At 67.3% G+C, this 17,997-nt stretch carries 19 protein-coding genes; 8 read left to right on the forward strand and 11 right to left on the reverse strand.

Going from position 1 to position 17,997, the window contains the following annotated elements:
• Positions 1-162 precede the first annotated feature (162 nt).
• From VK501_RS15940 to VK501_RS15950, 3 genes are all read right to left on the reverse strand, one after another.
• Positions 163-450, reverse strand: a complete 288-nt coding sequence (locus VK501_RS15940) for a hypothetical protein (protein ID WP_324338999.1) — start codon at positions 448-450, stop codon at positions 163-165.
• A 58-nt stretch (positions 451-508) separates the two neighbouring features.
• Positions 509-1,039, reverse strand: coding sequence for a YbaK/EbsC family protein (locus VK501_RS15945; protein WP_324339001.1), 531 nt, complete (start codon positions 1,037-1,039; stop codon positions 509-511).
• A 90-nt stretch (positions 1,040-1,129) separates the two neighbouring features.
• Entirely contained in the window at positions 1,130-1,423 is a 294-nt protein-coding gene (locus VK501_RS15950; protein ID WP_324339002.1) for a hypothetical protein, read from the reverse strand.
• Here VK501_RS15950 and VK501_RS15955 point away from each other — a divergent pair.
• A complete protein-coding gene (locus VK501_RS15955; RefSeq protein ID WP_324339004.1) occupies positions 1,418-1,543 on the forward strand; it encodes a hypothetical protein in 126 nt (41 codons plus the stop codon). The two genes, VK501_RS15950 and VK501_RS15955, sit on opposite strands and share 6 nt — an antisense overlap.
• Before the next feature lie 136 nt (positions 1,544-1,679).
• On the forward strand, positions 1,680-1,853 hold the full coding sequence (locus VK501_RS15960) for a YegP family protein (protein WP_324339005.1): 174 nt from the start codon (positions 1,680-1,682) through the stop codon (positions 1,851-1,853).
• 14 nt (positions 1,854-1,867) lie between these two features.
• On the opposite strand, the gene VK501_RS15965 is transcribed toward VK501_RS15960, so the two are convergent.
• Positions 1,868-2,872, reverse strand: coding sequence for a hypothetical protein (locus VK501_RS15965; protein WP_324339006.1), 1,005 nt, complete (start codon positions 2,870-2,872; stop codon positions 1,868-1,870).
• 679 nt (positions 2,873-3,551) lie between these two features.
• A complete protein-coding gene (locus tag VK501_RS15970) occupies positions 3,552-4,001 on the reverse strand; it encodes a hypothetical protein (RefSeq protein ID WP_324339008.1) in 450 nt (149 codons plus the stop codon).
• A gap of 161 nt (positions 4,002-4,162) precedes the next feature.
• On the opposite strand from VK501_RS15970, the gene VK501_RS15975 reads away from it, so the two are divergent.
• Genes VK501_RS15975 through VK501_RS15995 form a run of 5 tightly spaced genes read left to right on the forward strand, consistent with a single transcriptional unit; the run spans position 4,163 to position 8,159 of the window.
• Positions 4,163-5,002: an AAA family ATPase gene (locus VK501_RS15975; protein WP_324339010.1), complete on the forward strand. Its 840-nt coding sequence runs from the start codon at positions 4,163-4,165 to the stop codon at positions 5,000-5,002.
• 7 nt (positions 5,003-5,009) lie between these two features.
• Entirely contained in the window at positions 5,010-5,531 is a 522-nt protein-coding gene (locus VK501_RS15980; RefSeq protein WP_324339012.1) for a hypothetical protein, read from the forward strand.
• Positions 5,532-5,540: 9 nt separating this feature from the next.
• A complete protein-coding gene (locus VK501_RS15985) occupies positions 5,541-6,086 on the forward strand; it encodes a TIR domain-containing protein (RefSeq protein WP_324339014.1) in 546 nt (181 codons plus the stop codon).
• Positions 6,087-6,105: 19 nt separating this feature from the next.
• A complete protein-coding gene (locus VK501_RS15990; protein WP_324339016.1) occupies positions 6,106-7,341 on the forward strand; it encodes a hypothetical protein in 1,236 nt (411 codons plus the stop codon).
• Positions 7,338-8,159 (forward strand): hypothetical protein, encoded by an 822-nt coding sequence (locus VK501_RS15995; protein WP_324339018.1) that lies wholly within the window; start codon positions 7,338-7,340, stop codon positions 8,157-8,159. Before VK501_RS15990 ends, VK501_RS15995 begins: the two co-directional genes overlap by 4 nt.
• A gap of 112 nt (positions 8,160-8,271) precedes the next feature.
• Here VK501_RS15995 and VK501_RS16000 read toward each other — a convergent pair whose 3' ends face one another.
• Positions 8,272-9,414, reverse strand: coding sequence for a tyrosine-type recombinase/integrase (locus VK501_RS16000; protein WP_324339020.1), 1,143 nt, complete (start codon positions 9,412-9,414; stop codon positions 8,272-8,274).
• A gap of 339 nt (positions 9,415-9,753) precedes the next feature.
• Between VK501_RS16000 and VK501_RS16005 the strand changes: the two genes are divergently transcribed.
• Positions 9,754-9,963 carry a helix-turn-helix transcriptional regulator gene (locus VK501_RS16005; protein WP_324339022.1) on the forward strand — a complete coding sequence of 70 codons (210 nt, stop codon included), beginning with the start codon at positions 9,754-9,756 and terminating at the stop codon, positions 9,961-9,963.
• Positions 9,964-10,899: 936 nt separating this feature from the next.
• Here the strand turns inward: VK501_RS16005 and qatD are convergent.
• The 5 genes from qatD to VK501_RS16030 all read right to left on the reverse strand — a co-directional run bounded on the left by qatD (position 10,900) and on the right by VK501_RS16030 (position 17,974).
• Positions 10,900-11,733, reverse strand: a complete 834-nt coding sequence (gene qatD, locus VK501_RS16010; protein ID WP_324339024.1) for a Qat anti-phage system TatD family nuclease QatD — start codon at positions 11,731-11,733, stop codon at positions 10,900-10,902.
• Positions 11,730-13,067 (reverse strand): Qat anti-phage system QueC-like protein QatC, encoded by a 1,338-nt coding sequence (gene qatC, locus VK501_RS16015; RefSeq protein ID WP_324339025.1) that lies wholly within the window; start codon positions 13,065-13,067, stop codon positions 11,730-11,732. Before qatC ends, qatD begins: the two co-directional genes overlap by 4 nt.
• On the reverse strand, positions 13,064-13,813 hold the full coding sequence (locus VK501_RS16020; protein ID WP_324339027.1) for a hypothetical protein: 750 nt from the start codon (positions 13,811-13,813) through the stop codon (positions 13,064-13,066). The genes qatC and VK501_RS16020 overlap by 4 nt, the downstream gene beginning before the upstream one ends.
• Positions 13,813-15,804 carry a KAP family P-loop NTPase fold protein gene (locus VK501_RS16025; RefSeq protein ID WP_324339029.1) on the reverse strand — a complete coding sequence of 664 codons (1,992 nt, stop codon included), beginning with the start codon at positions 15,802-15,804 and terminating at the stop codon, positions 13,813-13,815. The genes VK501_RS16020 and VK501_RS16025 overlap by 1 nt, the downstream gene beginning before the upstream one ends.
• Positions 15,805-16,633: 829 nt before the next feature.
• Complete coding sequence (locus VK501_RS16030; RefSeq protein ID WP_324339031.1) at positions 16,634-17,974, reverse strand: hypothetical protein; 1,341 nt, start codon at positions 17,972-17,974, stop codon at positions 16,634-16,636.
• Between the last annotated feature and the right edge of the window lie 23 nt (positions 17,975-17,997).

Raw genomic sequence — 17,997 nt, forward strand, 5'->3', positions numbered from 1 at the left:
CGCGACGCCTCGGCCCCTAGCGACGTGGCGGGTCGTTCGTGTCAGCAACTGGGCGCCGACGGAACGCTCGAGGCTCCGGAGGCGCCGGGCTCACCGCCACAACCAGCGACCGGGGGCGAAGACCCCTAGTTGCCCGGGCAACTCGGACTCGACAAGCAGTGGCTACTCAGCCGACGGCTTCCAGTCGCGCCGGATCTTCTCGAGCACGATGGCTTTGTTCTCGGTGGCTGTGTTCGGCCGCTGGTGCTCGTCGACCCAGGTCTTGACGATGCGGTTGTAGTCGTCGCGCGTCCAGGCGAGCGGGAGGACCGGGCCTAGCGACACCCAGCCGCGGGCCTTGCCGCCGACCTGGACCCACACGTCGGGCCGGCAAGTGCAACCTTCCGGGTCAACGTTGACCGCAAAGCAGCGTGGCGCGTCCTCGTGCTCGAGCTTGATGTTCAGGTCCATCAGGAAGCCCTCCCCGCTCGTTCTTGGCAGACCACATTTCTTTGGTTCTGAGCGTCGCTCAGGAGGAGGGCGGCTCGTCTGCCCGGAAGCGCTCTTCAGGGTGCTGGCAGATGTCCGCCACCCGCGGTTCGGCGATGCGTAACAGGTCGACCGCGGCGATCACCACGGAGCACCGGTGCTCGCCGGCCGCGCACACGATCCGCTGGTGGCGAAGAAGCCTCACGTCGACGACCTCCGGCAGCCGCGCCGTCCCGAACGGCGGCACCGCGCCCACCTCGAAGGCCGGGAAGTCCTCGCGCAGTTCCTGCTCGGTGGCGAGCCGCAGATGATGGCTGGCGCCCAGGAGCTCGCGTGCGCGGCTCACGTCAAGGCGCTCCGACGCCGGCACGACGGCCAGCCTATAGCCGTCATGGTCGTGCAGGACGACCGTCTTGGCCGTCGCCTCGGGATCGGCGGCCGCGGCGCGCGCCTCGGCCGCCGCAGAGTACGTCGGATCGTGCTCGACGACCTCGAAGGACACGCCACGCCGCTCGAGAACGTCGGTCACCGCCTCGATACCGTGGGCCTCCATCTGGTGTCGTCCAGCCATGTTGAACCTCCTTGCAGCCTCACCGCCATGCTACGCCCAGCCGGACGCGCGGTGGGCTCTCCCGAGCCGCAAGCGGGAGCCCGACGGGTGCTACCGCGCGCCGGGTGCAACGGTCAGCACGACCTCGTAGCTCTCGACGGAGTCGATCGTCGCGCTCGCCGGCTCTGTGGCCCGTGTTCGCATCTGGTGCGCGGGCTCGGCGCTCGCCGCCATCGCCTCCTCGCTGTCCCAGAGGGTGATGCTCATCGCCCTCGACGTCGTGGCATCGGCCAGGAACAGCGCCTGGGCGAACCCCTGCAGCTGCTCGAGCTCGGCGCTCACCGCTTCGAACCCGGCGCGGAGCAGCTCAGCGTCCCCGCTGTAACGGCTGACCCGTGCATGCATGACCTTCTCCTCGCGTCGCTCGGTGGACCGACCGAGTATCCGCCGCAGACCGTCGCCCGGCGCACCGGTGCGGCCGCGCGCGACGGCAACAACGACGTCCGCCGGCACGCCGAATCCTAAGATCGCCGCAAAAGTCGACGGCAAGGCGCGCTACAACCCAGGCGCGACTGGACACACGGACCGCGGTCGACGAGGGTGGCAGCTTGGGTTCTGAGGTGACCGGCCTCCCCGGCTGCCGCCGCGAGGAGCTGAAGAGATGCAGTTTGTGATCGAGCAGGACAACGACGGGCAGTTCCACTGGCACCTCGTCCGTGACGACGGCGCCGAGCTGGCCGTCTCCTCCGTGAGCTTCGGCTCCCCCGAGGACGCGCGTCGCGCCGCGGCAGACGTGCGGCTGCACGCCGGGTCGGCCTCCGGCGCCGAAAGCTGAGGGGAACAACTCATCTACCAGAGCAGGAGTGCCAGCGGGGACGCCATTCGGACGAAGCGCGTCCGGTCGCCGCCGCCCGCGCGGAGGTCGAGGAGGAACAGCCCGGTTGGATACTGCCCGCGCCCTACGGGGTCCGGTGCGGCGATGACCGCGGTGTCGCCCCACGTCGCGACGCTGTCGCCGCAGACGCCGCGGTAGCCGCTCCGCTGCCGTATCGCTGGATAGCCGCGCCGGGTGGTGTCGCCGTTGACAACGTCTAGGACGCTCACGCCACCCGCCTGCATACACGAGCCGACCACGACCACAGTGTCTGCGCCGGGTCCGGCGGCCAGGGTCATCAGATGGTTTTGTGGCAGCTTGCTGTCAAGTCGGCGCTTGACGGTCCCCCGCGCTGCGTCAAGCACCACGACCTCGAGGCTCCCGGTCGTCGCGGCGAGCTCGTCACCGACGAACGCCGCCGTGCCGTGGACGTCGTGCAGGCAGCCGAGACCGCGGCCGCCGGGGAAGGCGCACGCGACCACGGTCGGCAACGCCGGCGCGCCGGACACGTCGACGACGTCAGCGCCGGTCGTCGTCTCGCCGTGATAGCTGACGATCAGCCGGCTCTCCGCCGCATCGACCGTCGCCGCGATCACGAGCCACTGCCGCCCGCCGCCGGCTCGGAGCTGCTGGGACGTATCGATGCGCGTGAGCGCCCGATCCGCGGTCGCCAGCACCGGCGCGCCGCGCCGCGTGCCGAGCAGGTACAGAGACCCGGTGCGCGGCCCGGCCTCGATCGCCGTGAAGGTAACGTCGCCGGGCAGCCGCAGGTCCGAGCGCACCGCGAGGTCGTCGGCGCCGAACCGGACGACCCGCTGCGCGCGACCCGTCCGCTGCGGCGTCAAGGCGTACAACTGCGAATGGTCAGCACCCTGCGTCAGCAGCGGCGTGGAAAGGCGGATCGACGGACCGGTCCCGAGGTCCCGGCGCGCGAGGATCCTGCCCGTCGCCAGCGACACGGCGACGACCTCGCCCGACACCAAGTACGCGTAGGCAATCCGGGGCGCAGCGGAGGCCGCCACTGCCTCGGGCGGTCGCTGTTTCGGCGCGCTCGTGCCATCGCTGCCCAACGCCGCGCACCCGGCGACGAGCATCAGCGCCACCGCGCTGCCCAGCGCCCCCATCACTCGTCGGTCACATCGTGCTCTCATGCTGCGCACCGATCGGCGCCTCCGCTGGCGAAGCCCGCCGGGCCACACGGGCGAACGTCCGCAATGGATCGTATGCCGATGATGCACGATCGCTCAGATCGGCCCACGGCTGGTTGGTGCGCTTGCGCGGCCCGCGTCGCCGGGTCCTCCCACAGCGCAAGCGTGATCGCCAACCAAGGCTCGACCAATGCGGCCAGGTCGCCGATCAGCTCTCCCGCGGGGCAGACAAGGTCGACCGGACGCAACAGCACCATGCCCTTTCCCTTTTCCGTCGATCGGGGAGACAGGATGCGGAGCGCGTGGTTGCGGGGGTCGCGGCCCGGTATGGGCGGTTTCGTGGGCGGAGTGCATCCCACGCGCACTCGCCGTTGGGAGCCTTACGCGGCAAGGAGTCGCTCGGACAGTTCGATCAGCGCTGCGGGCGCGTAGTCCGGGTCGTTGCTGCAAGCACACACAAGCTGGGGTCAGCGAACGCTGTCGAACCAAGCCCGCCCCGGACCTTCGGTCGCTACGCGGTGCGAAGCCGGTAGCGCCCCGATCGACTCCCGACCGGCTCGACATCGTCGGCTCGGTTGATCTGGGACAGGAAGCTCGCGAGCGGGTCCTTTCCGCGGGCCCGGTAGCCCGCGGCACATAGGAGGGCGTACCAGTCGCGGTAGTGAACAGCCTGGCCAGGGGCAACTTCGCGAGCGAGCACAGCAACGGCGATCTCTTGAAGTCGCTTTCCGCCGAGCTCCCGATCAAGGTTTTCAATTTGCAGCTGAGCAGATAGGCCAAGCACGCCTTCGAGTTCCTTGAGCGCGTGCTCGTCGCGTGCCGCCTGCGTGTCGAGGTGCTCGGCGAGCTGCCGGAGACGGTCGGCGCGCTGGCGCGCCTCAAGCACACGATTCTTGAGATCCAAGTACTCATGCGCTAGCGCTACGTCGGCCGAGGTAGCGAACTCCACTTCTGTGTTCACGTCCCACAACCTACGCCGGCAAGCGGACATCTCCGACGACTGCCGTGCGGCGCCAAGCTTGCCCTTGCCCGTTCCGTCCGACGCATACACGAAGCTGTATCTACGCATGTACGACGAGCCGGATTCCCCGACCACCCGCACGCCCTGAGGAGATACAGGCAGTGAGCTACATCATCCCTGCCCGATTCGAGGACGAGCTCGATCAGCACTTGGTCTTCAACTACGCGAACGTAGTCGCCTGGCCCCTTGTTCTCGGAGTATTTGGCCGCCCTGGAGATGGCAAGAGCTTCCAGATCCGGACGCACCTCGAACGACGAGGGGTCTTGGCCGTTTCAGTCAACGCGGCTGACCTCGAGAGTGATCGAGCGGGCGCCCCAGGAAAGCTCGTCCTCGACATGTACGCGAACGCCGGCCACCGTCTTGACGAAGCAACACCAGCGGCGGTGATCGTTGACGACTTCGACACAACAGTCGGCGAATGGGAGCACAGCACCACGACGGTGAACCACCAGCAGGTTCTCGCACAGCTCATGCACCTTGCCGACAGTCCGACGGAAGCGGCAGGAAAACGGCTCCGGCGAGTACCTGTGTTCATCACCGGCAACGACCTGTCTAAGGTCTACCCGCCGCTGCGCCGGCCCGGTCGCATGCGCGCGTTCCCGTGGCTCCCCACCGATGAGGAGCGGAAGGACATCGTCGCCGAGATTCTCGCGACCGTCCTTGAGCCGTACGAGATCCCGGAACTGCTGATGAGGCTGCCTGATGCGCCCGTCGCGTTCTTTTCCGACCTGCGCGTGGAAGTGCTCGCGGCGGTCGCCCGGGACGAAGTCCGCAAGCAAGCGCGCAATCTCACGCGAATTATTCGACCGGACAGCGACGGCCGCGAGGCGCTGGAACGCCTCGTTTATAAGCGGAGGTTGGCCCCAAGCGAGATCGGCGAACTGGCCCTCGCCATGTGGCACGACCGCATGCTGGCAACCCAATCGCACCTGGAGAAGTAGCCGTTTCATGTCGACGTACACCTACACCAATGCGTATACACGAGCGCAAGCCGTCGTCGATCAGGTATCGACCCTCTTTCGCGAGGCCGGGATCAACGGCACAAGCGCGGACAAAGTGTGTCGGGGCGTCCAGGAGAGATGGCTCGTCGCCGTGGGGCTCTACCTCGTGCGCGACGGACTCCGGGTCTACGAGGTTGAGGCGCGAATCAACTGGTCGGCCCACTCCGACCTCGCAGAACTCGAATTTGCGAGTGATCTTCCCGGCTGGGAGGACAATGGGTCCCCCGAGGCGATCGTCCTCGGCCGACGCTTCGCCGGCGTCGCTGCGAAGAAGGGGCTGAGCCCTCGCTACTGGGTGCGCTTCAACTCCGAGATCCTGGCGGATCCGGCCCGCCATGGTGAGCTGTGTCCTCAGGTCGGAGTGATCTTCGAAGGCCGTGTAGAGACGTGGTCCAAGGAGCCCACTACTCGCTCGCTGCCCCTACAGGACCTACGCGAAATTGGCACATCGGAACGAAGCGCCTTCTAGGAGAACCGAATGCGGAACGTCTTCCTCTCATTTCACCAGGCCGACGAACTCGAAGCGAACGTGTGGTGCCGCCGGTTCAGTCCATACTTCAACGAGATCAGGACGTTGGGACTCGACGAGCTCGGCGACGAGTTTGCAGAGCGGATCAACAGTGGCGACAGCGACTACGTCATGCGTCAGATTCGCAAGAAGAAAATCGCCGGTACCTCGTGCACGGTGGTGCTCATCGGAAAATGCACCTGGGCGCGACGCTATGTCGACTGGGAAATCGCTGCGACGCTGCGTGATTTTGGCGAGAGCGCGCGCGGCGGGCTCATCGCAGTTCAGCTGCCGTCGGCGCAAGACCATGGTTGGTCGCAGCTTCCGCCCCGACTAGAACTGAACCTCGACTCGGGGGATGGCACCGACGCCGGCTACGCACGCTTCTACGCGCCAGCACCAAGCGACGACACCATCGCCGAGTGGGTCGAAGCCGCGGTAGCCAGACGAGACTCGCTCGAGCCGACAACAGGGTCGACCAGCGACTTGATGAAGAACAATCGAACCTGCGCCTAGGGCGACAAGGCCGCGACATATGCCCACGCCTCCGATCCTTGAAATCTACGTCGTCTGGCATCCCGACGACCTTCTCGGCACCACCGTCAGCGAATCGCTAATTGAGCACTTCCATGGCCCGGCCTACGCCGGGCTCGCGGGCGGGGCAGTCGAGGTGTACCTCCGTAGTGCCGGATGGGGCGACCGAGCGGGTCCGCCTCGCCCCCTGCCGTTCATGACCCCTCTTCCAGCAGATCTCCCTGCGGGTCAGATCACAGTCGTGATTCCGATCCTCGGCCGGGCGCTCGCCCGGGCCGTCCGCAAGAGCAAAGAGTGGCGCGAGTACTTCGAGGCGATTTTCGACGCGGATGCGGCGTCCGCGCTTCCCGACCGACAGATTGTTGCTGTGTACCCGCTGTCAATCCCCGAAGCCGACCTATCGGGAAGTCAGCTCGCCGGGCTTGCCGCTCGGCCCCAAGCTCTACCCCGGGCAGCAGCCGCATCCTCCACGGTGCTCGCGCGCGAGGTAGCCCAAGCCATCACGCAAAGAATCGCGCGCGAGTTCGTAGACGCTCACCTTGAAGAGCGAATTACGGTCTTCATCAGTCACACGAAGCATGCGGGTGCGTCGAGCGATGAACCTGCCCACCTCGTCGGACTCGTCCGCGAAGTGCTTCGAGCGACGCATCTAGACGGTTTCTTCGACGCGCAGGACATCCAGGTCGCAGACGACTGGGAACACATCCTCGATACCCATGCAGCACGGCACGCGCTCCTGATGCTCCGCACCGACATGTACGCCAGTCGCGAGTGGACCCAGCGCGAAGTCCTCGCGGCGAAGGTTCATGACATCCCAATCGTCTCCATGTACGCCGTGCGCAACGAAGAGCATCGAGGCTCGTTCCTAATGGACCACGTCCCGGTTGTCGCGTGTCTCCCGGAGGACGAGCGCGGCGCGATCGAAAGAGGACTCAATCGGCTCGTGGATGAGGCGCTCAAGCGGGCACTCTGGATCACGCAGCGCGTGTACCTCGAGCGCGACTTCGATTGGCTCCCAGTACACGCCCCCGAGCCGGTCACCCTCGCCGCGTGGCTACGATCCAACCGTCGCGCGACGCAAGACCCGAACCTCCTGATCATGCATCCTGACCCGCCCCTCGGCCCGAAAGAGCGAGCGGTGATCCTTGAGTTCTGCGAGCTGGCTGGACTGACCGGACAACTCGACATCCTCACCCCGCGAACCTTCGCAACGCGTGGTGGGACATCCCAACCATGACCGAGTTGGAACTCGTTCGGAGCGACGCCTTGCGCGGAGTCGTCGTCGGCATCTCGGTGTCTGACAGCGCGGATCTCTCACGCCTTGGTCTTGCTCAACAGCACTGCGAACTCGCGGTAGCTGAACTCGCTCGCGCCGTTTTTATCGCCGGCGGCACCATCGTCTACGGCGGGCGACTGATTCCTTCGGGCTTCACCGACATCCTGATTGACGAGGTGCGGCGCTATCGCGAGGACCGCGACGCGTTGGTGCTCTGCGTCCCCGCTTCAGAACATCGCCGACTGAGCGACGACGAACTCGCACGCTGTGAGTCGGAGCTCCACACGTCGGCAGAACTCGTTTGCCTGGACGCCAACGGCAACATGATCAACATCCACAATCGGCCGAAAGAGGCTGAGCCGGGGGATCCCGCCGCGGACCTAACCGCGATGCGGCGACACATCACTGACCGGTGCGGCGCTCGAGTGCTCGTGGGAGGGCGGCTCCAAGGACACCAGGGCTCAATGCCCGGCGTCCTTGAGGAGGCAATGATGTCCGTCAAGGCGTCTCAGCCGATGTACGTGGCTGGTGGATTTGGCGGCGCTGCCGCTGCGGTCGCATCCGCCCTCGGTCATGAGGACGGAAGCTGGTTTCCGCCCCATTACCCGGAGCACGCCGATGACCACGGCGGCGCGTTGTCTGAACTCGGCCGACTGGCGCGCGAAGTAACCCCACCCCATGACGGTCTATCTGGCGCTGAACGACGCCAACTGGTCGCATCCCACCGTCCCGGTGAAATCTCATCGTTGACCGTCAAGGGTCTTGCGCACCGCGGCTAGGACGCTTAGCGCTGACACTGCGGGTCGCAGCTGTGCGCTGTAGCCCGCTCGACCCAGCTAGGTCGGCATGATCGCCAGCGTCACCCGGTCAGACCCCGATCTGAACAACAGATCACGCGTGGATGGAGACCACCCGCAGCGTCTGCGCTCGACGGGCGCCGTCATGTGCTTCGCGCAGTCGCTGACGCCGGCGCGCCCGATCGGGGTGGCCGTAGAGCTGTTCGACGAGCTTGCCGCCGTCCTTGTGGCCGAACTGCTCGGCGATGACGGCGGATTCCAGCCCGAGGACGTTGAGCGCGTACCAGCCGAAGTGGTGGCGGGTCGCCATGTAGAGGGTGGTGTCGCCGAGCCCGGCCGCGGCGCGGACGCGGTTCCAGTGGTGCGTTCGGGACGAAGGCGTGTAGTGCGTGCCGCGCAACGTCGTGAAGACAAACGGCGAGTCGCCCGCCGTGCGCTTCATCGTCAGCAGGACCTCACGCGCTCGCGCCGTCAGCGCCACGGTGTACTTCCCGTACTTGGGCAGGTCGAGCTCGCGGAGCTTGACCGACCATTGGACGGTGACGTCGATCTCGTGCTCGTCCCAGCGGATTGCCGACCACTCCAGCGCGTCGAGCTCGCCGGGCCGGATGCCCGTGACGCAGGCGAACTCCAGGTAGGCGGCAAAGGATGGCGGCGTCAGCTCGCGGGCGTGGTGAAGCACCGTCTCCATCTGCTCGGCGTTGGGCGGTGACTTCTCCTTGTTGCCCTTGGTCTTGGCGATCCCGAGCCCCGCGAACGGATTGCGCCCGAGGAGGCGTCCAGCCTTGGCCGACATCGCGTCATTGAACATCACGCGCAGCGCGCCGATCGTGCCGTTGCGTCGACCACCCGCGAGCCACTCGGCCACGATCGCGTCGCCGCGGTCGCTCGCGATCGCCGTCGGCGGAACATCGCCATAGACCTCGGCGAACTCGCTCGTGCGCTCGGCGTTGTGGAGGTCGGTCGACCGCTTCGGGCGTGCGAAGAGCGGATCGGTCGTCCACCGGGTGCGCCACTCGGCGACCGTGAGGCCGCCGCGTGGCGCCGACAGCCGCCGGCGCGCGTCCTCGCGGGCGGCCTTGGCCTCGGTCTTGGTTGCGAACGAGCGCGACCCGACGTGGCCGGCGCTGGTGACGTAGTCCTCGCCGAGGACCTTCGAGACGCGGACGTTGCGCTTGAGCGCTGGGTCGTAGACCTGTGCGCCCCAGCGGCCACTAGCCAGCTTCGACAGGCTCATGCGGCCGATCGCCCTTCATGGTCGCCACGGACCCGAGTGCGAGCCCAGGCGAGCGCGCTGCTCGGCAGAAAACGACGCGCTCGAAGACCCAGCTCTCAGTCGGCATCCCGTCGCGAACCATGCGGTCGATCGTTCGCACGTGGACGCCCATCAGGCGCGCCATCGGCTGCCGATCAACATAGGGTTCTAGCTCTGCTTCGCAGATGTGCTGCCGAAGCCGATGCGACGGTGCGTGGTCATGCCGCTGCCTCCTGCTCACGGAGGCGAACGAGGATTTCGGGACCCAATGTGCCACATATGGCATTGCGGTCATAGCGGCGCTGGCGAATGGTCCAGGCCGTGGACCCCCTCGACGCCTTCACGACCAACCTCCGCGCCGCCCGCGAAGCCGCTGGCCTCACCCAGGAAGAGCTGGCCAACGCCATCGGCACCACGCAGGCCTACTACTCCAAGGTCGAAGGCGGCCACCACGACCCGAGCGTTCGCACAGTCGCGAAAATCGCCGTCGGTCTCGGCGTCACCGCCGCCGACCTCTTGCGCAACGTCTGACGCTTTCGGGGCGCTGGCGCGGCGCACTGAGCCCCGCCCACGGCAACCGCGACGGTTGAGAGGGCGCGAGGCGCTCAGTTCTCTTGCGCAACCGGTCCGCCGGGGCTGACCAGGCGCAGCTCGTGGCTCCACTCATTCGCTCAGCTCGATATCCCGCTCGCGTGGCGGCGAACCCGCTTGTGGGCACAGAGCGGGAGGTCTGGACCTCGCCGATCGGTTGCCCTTCGAGGTGCTGCATCGCCTCTACGGCGAGGAGGGATACTCATACTGAGCGGCATGGCCGACCGGATACCCGCGCTTCCAGACCCGAAGTTGATGTGCAAGGCGTTCGAGTTCACGTGGACTGATGGCGAGCAGTCGACATGGCAGACGCGACCAGAGCTAGAGCCGGGTGCCCCGGCAGTGCAGCGGTATTGCGGGGGCATCTTCCGCGACGGCGAGAAGGTCGGAGTCTTACGACGCAAGGTCACAGCGTTTCCCAAAGACGGGCTGTGCGTCGAGCACGTCAACATCAACCTCGATGAGGACGTCCGACGTTCCGGGTTCGGAGGCGAGTACCGGGACGCCTCTCTCAAGCAGTACGCGTTGCTCGGGGTCGATCGTGTCCTCTTCACTGCCGAGAAGGACGGACGCACGGTCTGGGCGCGGGATCCCGTCCGATTCTTCCACCCCGACAACCCGAGGCCCATGCTCGTGGCGTGGGCACTGGACGATGAACCTGGCTCAGGGCAGTCCGGGTTCGTTCAAGCCGCAGCGCGCCACGGGGTGCCGCCTGGCCTCGTCGATGCATTTGTCGCGGAGATCAACGAGAAGCCGGAGACGTTCACGCCGGCCGACCTGCGCGCGACCCAACTCGGCGAGCTTCTCTTGAAGGGCGCGCGTGGAGGGCCGTCATCGACCTGTAGAGCGCCACTCGGTTCAGGTCTGGAGAGACCGCTAGCGATCGCGCTCGGCGCTCGTCAAAGCCGTCGAGTGCCCCGTCGCGTCCGGTGCGGTCTTCGAGCTTGGGTCGGCAGGAGGTGTGCTTGCGAGCTTCGTGAGGGTCGTCATCCCCCTGAAAATGCGGTCGCGTGTGTCGGCCACGTCTTCATCCCAGATCGCGGCGAGTGCCGATACCAGTGGCGGCACATCGGCGGGGACGCACGGAACGCCGCGCACCGTGGCGAACGGACCGTCGGTCTCGGTGACCACGCGCTCTCGGGGGAGTGAGGCGATGGTCTTGCGGCCCTTCTGAGACTCGACCATGGCGGGGTTCACGGAGAACCACAGGCCGGTGTCTGCTGCCGCGTCGATGTGCTTCAGCGCGCCGGTGTACCAGTGGAGGATCGCGGTCGTCTTCGCCGCTGCGAGACGCTCGATTGTTTCTTCCTCTGCTCCGCGAGAGTGAACGGTCAGAACCTTGTTCGCGGTGCGCGGATCGTTCAGCACGAAATCGAACACCTTGCGCTGGACCTGGAGGCTCTCGCGGCCGTGCTTGGAGCCGTCAAGGCCGACCTCGCCGACGTAGTCGGTCTGCTCGATCAGGCGGCCGAACAGCGCGCGCTCTGTTGCCGTGACCTGCGTCGCTCGAAGGGGGTGGCAGCCGAGCGCCAAGCGAACGCGAGGTCGCTTGCCGAGCATCACGCTCAGGCGCTGAAACGACGAGGGCAGCTCCGTTACGACGACGGTGACGACGCCCGAGGCCTCGGCCGCACGGATCACGTCCATCGGTCGGTCGTAGCGGTCGAGGTGACAGTGGGAGTCCACGAACTGAGCGGGGAGCTGGGTCATGGCAGGAGCGGGTGCGCGCCTGACGATAGCCAGGCGCGAAGTTCGTCGCGGCCGCGCGAGTAGACCTCGAAGAACGCCTTCGCTTCGCCGTTCGGGATCCGTCCGTTGATCAGGACGTCCGACGGCTTCTCGGGGCGGTGGAGACTGTCCAGCAGGGCCCGCAGCGAAGCTCCCGTGAGGTTCGGGTACGCAAGCCGCGGGTCCGCGAACGCGTCATAGAGGTAGTCGGCGCGCCGATCGAGACCGACGACGTGCATGGACGCCCGCCGGATTAGGCACGGAAAGCACGCGCCGCAGTTGCCCTGGTCGGCGGCGGTGGAGCCTTTCTGCCAGCGGCCCGTCTCGGGGCGCGAGCAAGAGATGCTGTCGTTCGCGAGGCTCCAGAGGAGCTGCGTGTTCGGACTGTCGCGGAGGATCTCCCCCTTGGTCATCAGGCGGAACGGGTTCTCGATCTCGTAACGCAGCCCGACGCTGTCGAGCAGCGCGCGCATGTGGGCGACGTAGAGCGGGTGGGTGGTCCGTGTGCTGAGGCTCCCCGAGCGGGACGGGGTCAGCGGGACGTTGATGCCGATGAAGCCGTTCTCCGGCATGACCACCGGCACGGTCGGCCCGGCCGCGTCGGCAATCGCGACAGCTGCGGCCAGGAAGAGAAACGACCGACTACGCGTGGTGCTCTCGACCAGGTCATCACCCTCGGGTAGGGACCGGGCCTGCGCCGGGTGGGCGGCGTTGGGGCGCAGCCACATGCGGCGCTGCTCGACGAGTTGCTGAGGGTAGGCCGCGTCGAGCTTGGCCTTCAGGAGCTTCTGGTGGTGATCGGCTTTGGGGCTGTCGTGGTGGCCCACGAGCAGGACACGCTTGCCGGCGTGCAGCAGGTCGACCGCGCCGGCCAGTGAGTCCAGGCCGCCCGAGAACAGGCACACGGCGTCGACGTCCGGGAGGGTCGCCTGCTCACCGCTGAGCGGCTGTGCTGGCTCGTCGCCCAGCTCGGTGAAGGTCAGTGTCCAGCGATCTCCGCTGAGAAAGCCGAGGGTTCGTTCAAGGTGCGCCGCTGTGGCCTGCCAGAGGTCGATGTCAGACAGGGGGATGGACAGCGCGAGGTCACGGGTCCACCCGTCGTCGGTGTCGCGTCGCAGGGCGACCTTGTCGGCGCAGAAGACCGCCCCGCCGATCCGGAGGAAGTCGAGCGCGACGTCGCTGGGCACGGCGTTTTTCAAGAAGTCCGGCTCGTACGCGACCGTCGAGCGCGCCTTGCTGCCGGGGAACCAGTCGAGTACGTGGTCGGCGCCGGCGTCGGCCTGGTCGGGGGATGTGCGGATCTGGAAGCTGGTCATGTGTCGGCGTCGCCTACGTAGCCATGGAACTCGGCGATGACGGCCTCGACCTCGGCTTTTCCCTCGGGTCCTTTCCAGTCGATGGTGAGTGGATCGCGGTCACCGAGCTGGAGGGAGAACAGCGAGTGTGCCGTGTCGCGCATCTCCGCTTCGCGCTCTTGGGCCTGCGCGGGCTCGCAGTTCTGCAGGTACTTGCCCAAGGTGTGGCCCATGTGGTTGTAGATGTAGTTGCCGAAGAACTTCTCAACGAGCTGCTTGACGCCCGCAGCGTCAAGCGTCGCGGCCGACAGCTCCTCGTAGGTGTCGGCGCCGTCAGGGAAGATCTGCTCCAGGGTCTGGACGATCGCGCTGGTGGCCGCGGCTTCGTCGAGGGTGGATCCGTCGCCGATCAGCGACTCCATGAGGCCGTCCATGACGTCCCAGCGATCGCTCCCGACGAGGTGCCCGAGACCGACTTCTTCCAGTGCGGCATCGAGTCCGTCTTCGGCCAGGCGTGTGCCGAACGCGCCGATCGTCTGCGCCGCCGGCACCAGGCCGCCGAGGCCGCCGGCTCCGCCGCCGCCTCCCCCACCGGTCGCGCCGCCTCCGCCGCCTCCTCCCCCTCCTCCGAGCGCCGCGGCGGCATAGTTCTTGATGACCTTCTTGCGGTGCTTCTCCCCGCCAAAGCGCGCGTAGTTGAAGGCCGACGTCTTGTACGTCTTCCATGCTCCGCCGGTCTGGCCGCCGAAGTCAGCTGAGGTGCCCATCAGGCGCGCTTCTCCTGCGCCTTGGTAACGGAGTCGATCGCCCGGCTCACGGCGACGCTGACGCCGTGCCATTTGGCGAGGAGGTCGCTGAGGCGGTCGTCCTTAACGAGCTTGTTCCCGAAGTTCAGGACGAACGTGTGGGTGATCGCCTTCTTCGGCATGCTGTCCAGGTCGTTGAAGAGCGAGGTGGCGGTGCTCGGGTGATCCGCGGCAATGTCGATCAGTGCCTTCGATGCCGGGCCGTTCAGGGCCTGCTGGGCGTGCTCCCATAGGACGGCCGTGATCTCCGAGAGATCGCGGTCGTCGAGCGTGAGTGCTTCCTTGACGGCCTCGTTGCGCGTGAAGTCCGTACTGCTCCTCAGGTCGTTGACTCGCTTCTGCTGTGCCGGGGACAGGCGTGCAGCGCGTGCGCTGGTCTTCAGCCGGTCGCGGGAGAAGGTGAAGTACGGACTCAACGGCTCGCCAGCCAGCGGAGGGTCGCTGATCAACCACTCCTGGACCTTGGCCTGTCCAGCCCACGTCTTGACTTCGCTTGCGCCCTTGATCGTCTTCACGCGCCGCGCGTGGTCTTCGGCGAGCTGGAGCTGCGGCGGCACGCCGTCGTTTTCGACCTGCCAGTTGTAGAGCTTCTCGAAGTCGGGGAGGGACGTTTCTTCGAGCACCATCAGCTTCGCGAGGATCGCCGGGTTGAGGTTCAGGTGGCGACGGTCGGCGACCCGACGGCGAAGCTCGAGCGTTGTGAGAAACCGCTTGATCTGCCGCGGGTTGCCCCGGAGTCCGCGCGCCAGCGGATGTCCCACGTTCGCTGCGATCCGCAGCGCCTCTTCCAGCGGTGCGGGCATCGCGGCGCCGGCGAACAGGGCGTCGCGCACCATCCCCTCGTTCATCGCCTCGCCGTTCGGGTTCTGCGTCCGGTTGTCGTTCGTTTGCTCGCGCAGCGTCGCGAATTGCTCCTTCGTGACGTGTCGCTCCGCGTAGAGCAGCGTCACGTAGGCGAGCACTTCCGGCTGTGACAGCGGCGGGATCGACACGCGCGCCTGGATCATCTTCTCCAGGTACTGCTGGCCGCGGGAGTCGTTGGCAGCCGTCCGGTCCGGGTACCGCTCTTCGAGCGCGGCGGTGATGATCGGCTCGTTGAGACCAAGGACGTAGGCGGTCTTCGGCGCATGCAGGAACAGGCGGATCGCCTCGAACGTATCGACGATCGCCGACGTGGTGCACCGATCCATATCGTCGATGAACACCACGACCGCCTGGACGTCGGTGATCTCGTCGAGCAGGGCCTCGAACTCGGTGTGGAAGTCAGCAATCGACGACAGCTCGTCGAGCTGCGTGGGCGGCTGCGCTGCTGACAGCTGGTCTCCCTCGGCAGCGCGGTCTGAGGCAGTAGACGCCACCATATCGGCGCCCGCCGCGATGACCGGCATGACTTCCGTTGGTGCGCCGGCGGCGGCGGCGCCGACCGCCACGCCTGTCGCCGCCACGGTATATATGGCCGGCCTGAGGGCCTTCAGGCGGTGGAGGAGCCGGCGGACGGTGGCCGCCTTCTTGACCTGCTCGACGTTGTCGCCGGGCAGCTTGGCGATGTAGTCGTCGATCGCATCAAGCACCGCCGTCATCAGCGCGAGCTTGACCTGGTTGTACCCCTCGAAGCGCCACGGGCTGAACGCGACCGTGATGAACGACCGATGCTCGTCGGCGTCACCCTCACCCGCGCCGTTCTGGTCGACACCTTCTTCCGCGGCGACACCGTTGCCTTCACCGTCCAGCTTCTTGTCCGCCGCAGCTTTGGCGGCGGCGCAAGCCGCGGCCGTCCGCGCGTCAAGGCGGGCCTTGGCGATGTTCATCAGGCTGCTCTTGCCGCCCCCCCAGTCACCCAGAACACCGACCGTCAGCGGGAGCATCGACTGCTCCGAGAGCAGGATGTCGAGGCTGTCGACGAGGTACTCGAAGCCCAGGAGGTCGATGTCCGTCTCGTTGTCGTTCCACATGACGCTTCCGCGACCGTAGGCCGTCCGCCGGACGCAGCGCTGTTCCTCGACCTCGGCGTGCGCGGGTTTCGCAAGTTCGCGATCCGCGCGGCAGCTGGCGCGACCACGTGAACAGCCTTCGCCGGGCCGCCCGTGCCTCATCAACGAGGAATGAGGAAACAGGCAGGCGATCGCCACGATCCGCACCCAGCATGGGCCTCAGCGGCGGAGCGCTGGTGTCCTCGCTGCTGGGCTTCAACTCGGCATCGAGCTGACCCAGCTCCTTATGGTGGTCTTTATGACGCCGTCGCTGTATGTGCTCAGCCGGAGCGTCGCGATCGGGTGGCGGCCGCCGCGTTGGAAACTCGACGGCCACTCGTGCCGAGCTACTACGTCATGGCGAACGCGCCGTCCTAGCTGTGGAGCGCACACAGACTTCAACCTCAACGCCGCAGCCTGCGTCTCTTCGGCGCCAGTCGGGTCGGCTCGTACTTGCGCGTAAAGAAGCAAGCCCAAGCTGTCGCGGCGTGGGCGGTCCACCCCGGCCGGCGTGGGCGGTCCGTGGGCGGTTCGCCTCCAGAGCGGCTCATCACGAGCCGCGCGCCGGACCTGCCCTCAATCCCCGCCAGCCCTTGCAACACCTGGGCTGGGCGCCTCTTCGAGTCGCCCCCGGCACGTTCCTGTCGTACCGGGGGTGTTCATCGGGGAGACAGGATTTGAACCTGCGACCGCCCGGCCCCAGCCCGCACGATGCGGTGGCGCGAACCCGCGTAGTCGGTCGCCATGGACCCGGGAGGTACGCCGCGGTGTCCGCACGCACGCGGTGCCCGGGGCGGGTCAGGCCAGCGGCCTAACGCCAGTCGAAGTACTCGCGGTGGATGCGCCGGGCCGGAACGCCCGCCATGCGCAGTTGCGTCTGGAACGTGCGCAGCATCCCCCGCGGGCCACACATGAACACCGAGAGGGCGGATCGGGCGCCGTCCGCGGTCGCCAGGACGCGCTCTATCGTCAGCCGTCCCTCGACCGCGGTGTCGATGATGTGGGCTCGCAACGATGCGTGGCGATCGGCGATGTCGCGGATCTCCTGCGCGAAAGGCGCTTCGCCGTCGGCGCTGTAGAAGAGGTCCACGCGCTGGGGCAGGTCGCCGTCGAGCGCCCGGAGCCAGCTGAGGAACGGCGCGACGCCGACGCCGCCCGCGATCCAGACCTGGCGATCGGTGCCCTTAGCATGGTTGAACCGTCCGTGCGGCCCGCCGATGACGGCGGGCATGCCCGGCTCGATCAGCTCGGCCAGACGAGATGTGTAGTCGCCCAGCGCTTTGACGGTCAGCCGCAGGAGCCCCTCGCGCGGGGCACTGGAGATCGTGAACGGATGGCGGTGCCAGCCGTCCTTGGCCTCCAGGTAGATCATCGCGAACTGGCCGGGCACGAAGTCGACGCCGCGCCCCAGTGGTCGCATGGCGACCTCGACCACGCCGGGCGCGATCTCGCGGACCGCGTCGACCTGGTAGTCGTGCAGCGACTGGAAGTGGCGGGCCAGCAGCTCGCGGTACACATAGAAGGCCAAGCCGATCCCGCCGATCCCGACGTAGCTCCAGCGCAGGACCGGGGCGTCGTCGAACGGCGTGCCGTCGAGGACGCCGTGGACGAAGGCGGCCGCCACGAACAGGCCCGTCGTGCGGTGCAGTGCCCGCCAGCGCTCGTAGCCGCCGAAGATCTCGCGGACGTCGCGCGCCACCGGCGCCTCGCGCGCGGCGACGACGAGGCGGCGCAACGGGCGCGGCACGACCGACCGCCAGCGAGGCAGGATCGCCCACAGGGCGAGGGCGACCATGCCGACCGCGCCGATGATCCCCAGCGGTCCGCCGAGGGTCGTGCCGTTCGGGTTGGACGACAACAGGATGTGCGGCACGAGCAGCAAGAGGCCGGTGATCGCCAGGCGGCGGTGCCAGATCGCGGCGCGATCGATGCCGTCGAACCACTCCTCCACCCACGGCAGGGTGCTGATCAGGACCAAGCCGATCGACAGCAGCAGGATCGACTCGGCACCCAGGAGCTGACCGATGTAGCTCCCGGTCGGCTCGCCCGCCGGTCGCGCCACGATCCACAGGACCACCTGGGCGACCGCGAGCGCAGCGATGGTCGTCGGCCCGACGTCTCGCGCGACGAACGCTGAACGTGGTCCCTGCATCGGCCGACGGTACTCCAGGCGAC

The sequence above is a fragment of the Baekduia sp. genome, from assembly GCF_035318805.1.
Classification (GTDB): Bacteria; Actinomycetota; Thermoleophilia; order Solirubrobacterales; family Solirubrobacteraceae; genus Baekduia.

What these genes read in the sequence shown, in the direction of transcription:
- VK501_RS16000 (WP_324339020.1), bottom strand. Translation starts at nt 9,414, where the DNA reads ATGAGCCTGTCGAAGCTGGCTAGTGGCCGCTGGGGCGCACAGGTCTAC.
- VK501_RS16030 (WP_324339031.1), bottom strand. Translation starts at nt 17,974, where the DNA reads ATGCAGGGACCACGTTCAGCGTTCGTCGCGCGAGACGTCGGGCCGACG.
- VK501_RS15940 (WP_324338999.1), bottom strand. Translation starts at nt 450, where the DNA reads ATGGACCTGAACATCAAGCTCGAGCACGAGGACGCGCCACGCTGCTTT.
- VK501_RS15980 (WP_324339012.1), top strand. Translation starts at nt 5,010, where the DNA reads ATGTCGACGTACACCTACACCAATGCGTATACACGAGCGCAAGCCGTC.
- VK501_RS15945 (WP_324339001.1), bottom strand. Translation starts at nt 1,039, where the DNA reads ATGGCTGGACGACACCAGATGGAGGCCCACGGTATCGAGGCGGTGACC.
- VK501_RS15995 (WP_324339018.1), top strand. Translation starts at nt 7,338, where the DNA reads ATGACCGAGTTGGAACTCGTTCGGAGCGACGCCTTGCGCGGAGTCGTC.
- VK501_RS16025 (WP_324339029.1), bottom strand. Translation starts at nt 15,804, where the DNA reads ATGTGGAACGACAACGAGACGGACATCGACCTCCTGGGCTTCGAGTAC.
- VK501_RS16020 (WP_324339027.1), bottom strand. Translation starts at nt 13,813, where the DNA reads ATGGGCACCTCAGCTGACTTCGGCGGCCAGACCGGCGGAGCATGGAAG.
- VK501_RS15990 (WP_324339016.1), top strand. Translation starts at nt 6,106, where the DNA reads ATGCCCACGCCTCCGATCCTTGAAATCTACGTCGTCTGGCATCCCGAC.
- qatD (WP_324339024.1), bottom strand. Translation starts at nt 11,733, where the DNA reads ATGACCCAGCTCCCCGCTCAGTTCGTGGACTCCCACTGTCACCTCGAC.
- VK501_RS15950 (WP_324339002.1), bottom strand. Translation starts at nt 1,423, where the DNA reads ATGCATGCACGGGTCAGCCGTTACAGCGGGGACGCTGAGCTGCTCCGC.
- VK501_RS15960 (WP_324339005.1), top strand. Translation starts at nt 1,680, where the DNA reads ATGCAGTTTGTGATCGAGCAGGACAACGACGGGCAGTTCCACTGGCAC.
- qatC (WP_324339025.1), bottom strand. Translation starts at nt 13,067, where the DNA reads ATGACCAGCTTCCAGATCCGCACATCCCCCGACCAGGCCGACGCCGGC.
- VK501_RS15955 (WP_324339004.1), top strand. Translation starts at nt 1,418, where the DNA reads ATGCATGACCTTCTCCTCGCGTCGCTCGGTGGACCGACCGAGTATCCG.
- VK501_RS15985 (WP_324339014.1), top strand. Translation starts at nt 5,541, where the DNA reads ATGCGGAACGTCTTCCTCTCATTTCACCAGGCCGACGAACTCGAAGCG.